This is a genomic window from Streptomyces beijiangensis (assembly GCF_017315755.1).
GTDB classification, from domain to species: domain Bacteria; phylum Actinomycetota; class Actinomycetes; order Streptomycetales; family Streptomycetaceae; genus Streptomyces; species Streptomyces beijiangensis.
On sequence record NZ_JAFLRJ010000674.1, the window covers coordinates 1 to 3,033 of the forward strand.

General features: G+C 72.2%; 2 protein-coding genes and 1 pseudogene. All 3 read left to right on the forward strand.

The window, feature by feature from the left end:
• Window positions 1–63 precede the first annotated feature (63 nt).
• The gene (locus J0695_RS38170; protein WP_206969434.1) at window positions 64–723 is read left to right on the forward strand and encodes a GNAT family N-acetyltransferase; all 660 of its coding nucleotides are present in this window, start codon (window positions 64–66) and stop codon (window positions 721–723) included.
• A gap of 88 nt (window positions 724–811) precedes the next feature.
• Complete coding sequence (cbiE, locus tag J0695_RS38175) at window positions 812–1,990, forward strand: precorrin-6y C5,15-methyltransferase (decarboxylating) subunit CbiE (RefSeq protein ID WP_206969433.1); 1,179 nt, start codon at window positions 812–814, stop codon at window positions 1,988–1,990.
• Window positions 1,991–2,149: 159 nt separating this feature from the next.
• Window positions 2,150–3,033 (forward strand): annotated as a pseudogene (locus J0695_RS38180) (nicotinate-nucleotide--dimethylbenzimidazole phosphoribosyltransferase); the annotation flags it as partial.

Below are 3,033 nucleotides of genomic sequence, written 5' to 3' on the forward strand. Positions count from 1 at the left end.
CCCATGCACATCACCGCCCCCATGCTGCATGCTGTGCCTTTACGACGCGACGGTCCCTGCCCTATGGAGCAGCACATGACGAGCACCTTCCCGGACATCTCCATCAGCACGGACCGGTTGGTGCTGCGCCCCTTCGAAGAGGCCGACATCCCGTCGCTGACCGACATGATGAACGACGAGATGGTCACCGCCTGGACCTCGGCCCCCTATCCGTACCGCCGGATCGACGGCGAGCGCTGGGTCCGCAGGATCGCTCCCACCGAGCGCACCGGCGGCAGCGGCATCGTCCTGGCCGTCACCGAATTCCTCACCCAGCGCCTGGTGGGCATGGTCCATATCCGCGCGACCGACTGGCGGACCCTGGCGACCGAGGTCCGTTACGTCACCGCCCCCTGGGCCCGCGGGGAGGGGTACGCCCCCGAATCGGTGCTCGCCGTCGCGCAGTGGCTCTTCCGCGACCAGAAGTTCGAGCGCATCGAGCTGCGCACCCCCGCGGACAACACCGCGTCCCAGCAGGTCGCGCAGAAGATCGGCTGCATCAGCGAGGGCGTCCTGCGCAACGCCTGGATAGCGCGTACGCGCACCGAGAACGGCACCGACGGCGGCTGGACCGACATCCGTACCGACCTCCTCGTCTGGAGCCTGCTCCCCGAGGACCTGGAAGGCGCCCCCGACCTGATGGCCGACGCCAACGGATACGGGTCCTTCACCGACTGGAACTGATCCCGCGCGCGCCCCTCAGCCGCAGCAGGTACTCTCACGGTGCCCTTCCCCCCGCCCCACCTGCGACGACTCCAGGAGACTGACGAAGATGGCCGACCGCGTCACGGTGATCGGCTGGGACGGTTCGCCCCTCACCGCAGCCGCCAGGTCCGCCCTCTCCGCCGCCACCCTGGTGGCCGGAGCCGCCCACCATCTGGCGCTCCCCGAGATCCCGCCCGGTGCCGAAAGGATCCGCCTGGGCAGCGTGGACCTCGCCGCCCGCCGGATCGCCGGACACCGGGGGAGCGCGGTGGTGCTGGCCGACGGCGACCCCGGATTCCATGGAGTCGTCCGCAACCTGCGCGCCCCCGAGCACGGCCTGGAGGTCGAGGTCGTCCCCGCGGTCTCCTCGGTCGCCGCCGCCTTCGCCCGCGCCGGAATGCCCTGGGAGGACGCCGAGGTCGTCGTCGCCCACCCGCGTACGCTCCGCCGGGCCGTCAACGTCTGCCGCGCCCACACCAAGGTCGCCGTCCTCACCTCGCCCGGTGCGGGCCCCGCCGAACTCGCCCTCCTCCTCGAAGGCGTCCACCGGACCTTCGTGATCTGCGAGGAGCTCGGCACCGACCGCGAACAGGTCACGGTCCTCACCTCCGACAAGGCCGCCGACCACGCCTGGCGCGACCCCAATGTCGTCATCGTCCTGGGCGGTACGGGCCTGCGCGACACCCCCGCGGTACGCGGCTGGGCGCTGCCCGAGGCGGAGTACGGGGAGAACCTCGGCGAGAGCGAGTCGTCCGGCCTGCGCGCCGCCCAACTGGCCAGGCTCGGCCCGCGTACCGGCGACCTCGTCTGGGACATCGGCTGCGGCAGCGGCGCCCTTTCCGTCGAGGCGGCCCGCTTCGGAGCGGCCGTCATCGCCGTCGACGCCGACTCGGGCGCCTGCGCGCGGACCGAGGCCGCGGCCCGGCGCTTCGGCGTACACCTGCAGGCCGTCCAGGGGCGCGCACCGCATGTACTGGAGCGGCTGCCCGAGCCCGATGTGGTCCGGATCGGCGGTGGGGGCGTGGCAGTTGTCACAGCCTGTGCCGACCGAAGGCCCGAGCGAATCGTGACGCACGCCGCTACGCGCGACGAGGCCGAGGCGGTCGGAGCGGCCCTCGCGGAGGGCGGATACGCCGTCGAATGCGCCCTGTTGCAATCCGTCGACCTGGACACACGTGCCTGGACGGAGCGCGAGCGCTCCGTTGTCTTCCTGGTGTCCGGACGCCGAGACGGTTCCTCCCACTGACCCGGCCCCAGTACGGCGCGGGGTAGGCTGGCCGACTGTTGTACCGCGGTTGGATGTTCGGCATTTCATACGCCAATGTCCTGAAAAGGGGCCCGTATTGGGGTCCCGGTGTGGTACGGCAGCACCGTAAGAGCGCTAGTCGATGGGCGAGGGGTACGCATGACTGACACCGGCCAGATCCCGGGCGAGGGACAGCCGGAGAACGCAGGCATGGTGGAGCAGCCGGGCATCCCCGCCCCAGGTGCCTACACCTTCCTCGACCCCTCCGAGAACACCCCGGAAGACGACGACCTGCTCCTGATGCCCGCTTCGGCGGGTGCCTGGAGCGATCCGCAGCCCGCCGCCGGCGCCGCTCAGGTGCCCGCTTCCGAATACGGCGCGCACGAGGCGGGCGGCCGGGACTCCGGCTCCGTCGACCTGAGCGACGTACGGATGCAGTTCGACGCCCCCGCTCCTGCCCAGGCCACCACCTCGGCCCCGACCCCTCCGCCGGCCCGCAGGCCGCTGCACATGGGGCCGCCGGTGCCCGACGCCTCCGCGGGCGTGGTGCGCTCGCTGGCCGACCGCGGGCCGACCGCGACGCCGGCCAACCCGATGCCCATGCGGAACTCGGGACCGCCGACCACGGGCCCCGAATACTTCGACATTCCCGCCGAAGATGCGCCGGGGCTGCCCGGACCGCAGCTCGGCGAGATCCCGCCGCAGGCGCCGACGTCCTGGACGCCCGAGCCCCAGATGCCGGTCCCCGCGCACCTCCAGGCCCACACCCCGCCGCCGGTGCAGGCCCAGGAGCCGCAGCACTTCGCCGTGGCCACGGCTGTCCCGGCCGACCCGGCCGTATCAGCAGCACCAGCAGAAACGGTCGTTCCCGAGCCGGTCATGGCCGGGGTGCCGATGGCCGCCGCGCCCATGCACCAGGCCCAGACACCTGCCGAGCCCGTGCCTGCTCCCGCCGCTCCCGCCGTTCTTGAAGTTCCCGTCGTCCCTGAAGTTCCCGTGGCTCCCGCGCAGTTCGTGCCCGTCGCACAGGTGCAGCCCCAGAC

Coding starts and splice junctions, on each gene's coding strand:
- J0695_RS38170 (WP_206969434.1), top strand. CDS start 64: ATGGAGCAGCACATGACGAGCACCTTCCCGGACATCTCCATCAGCACG.
- cbiE (WP_206969433.1), top strand. CDS start 812: ATGGCCGACCGCGTCACGGTGATCGGCTGGGACGGTTCGCCCCTCACC.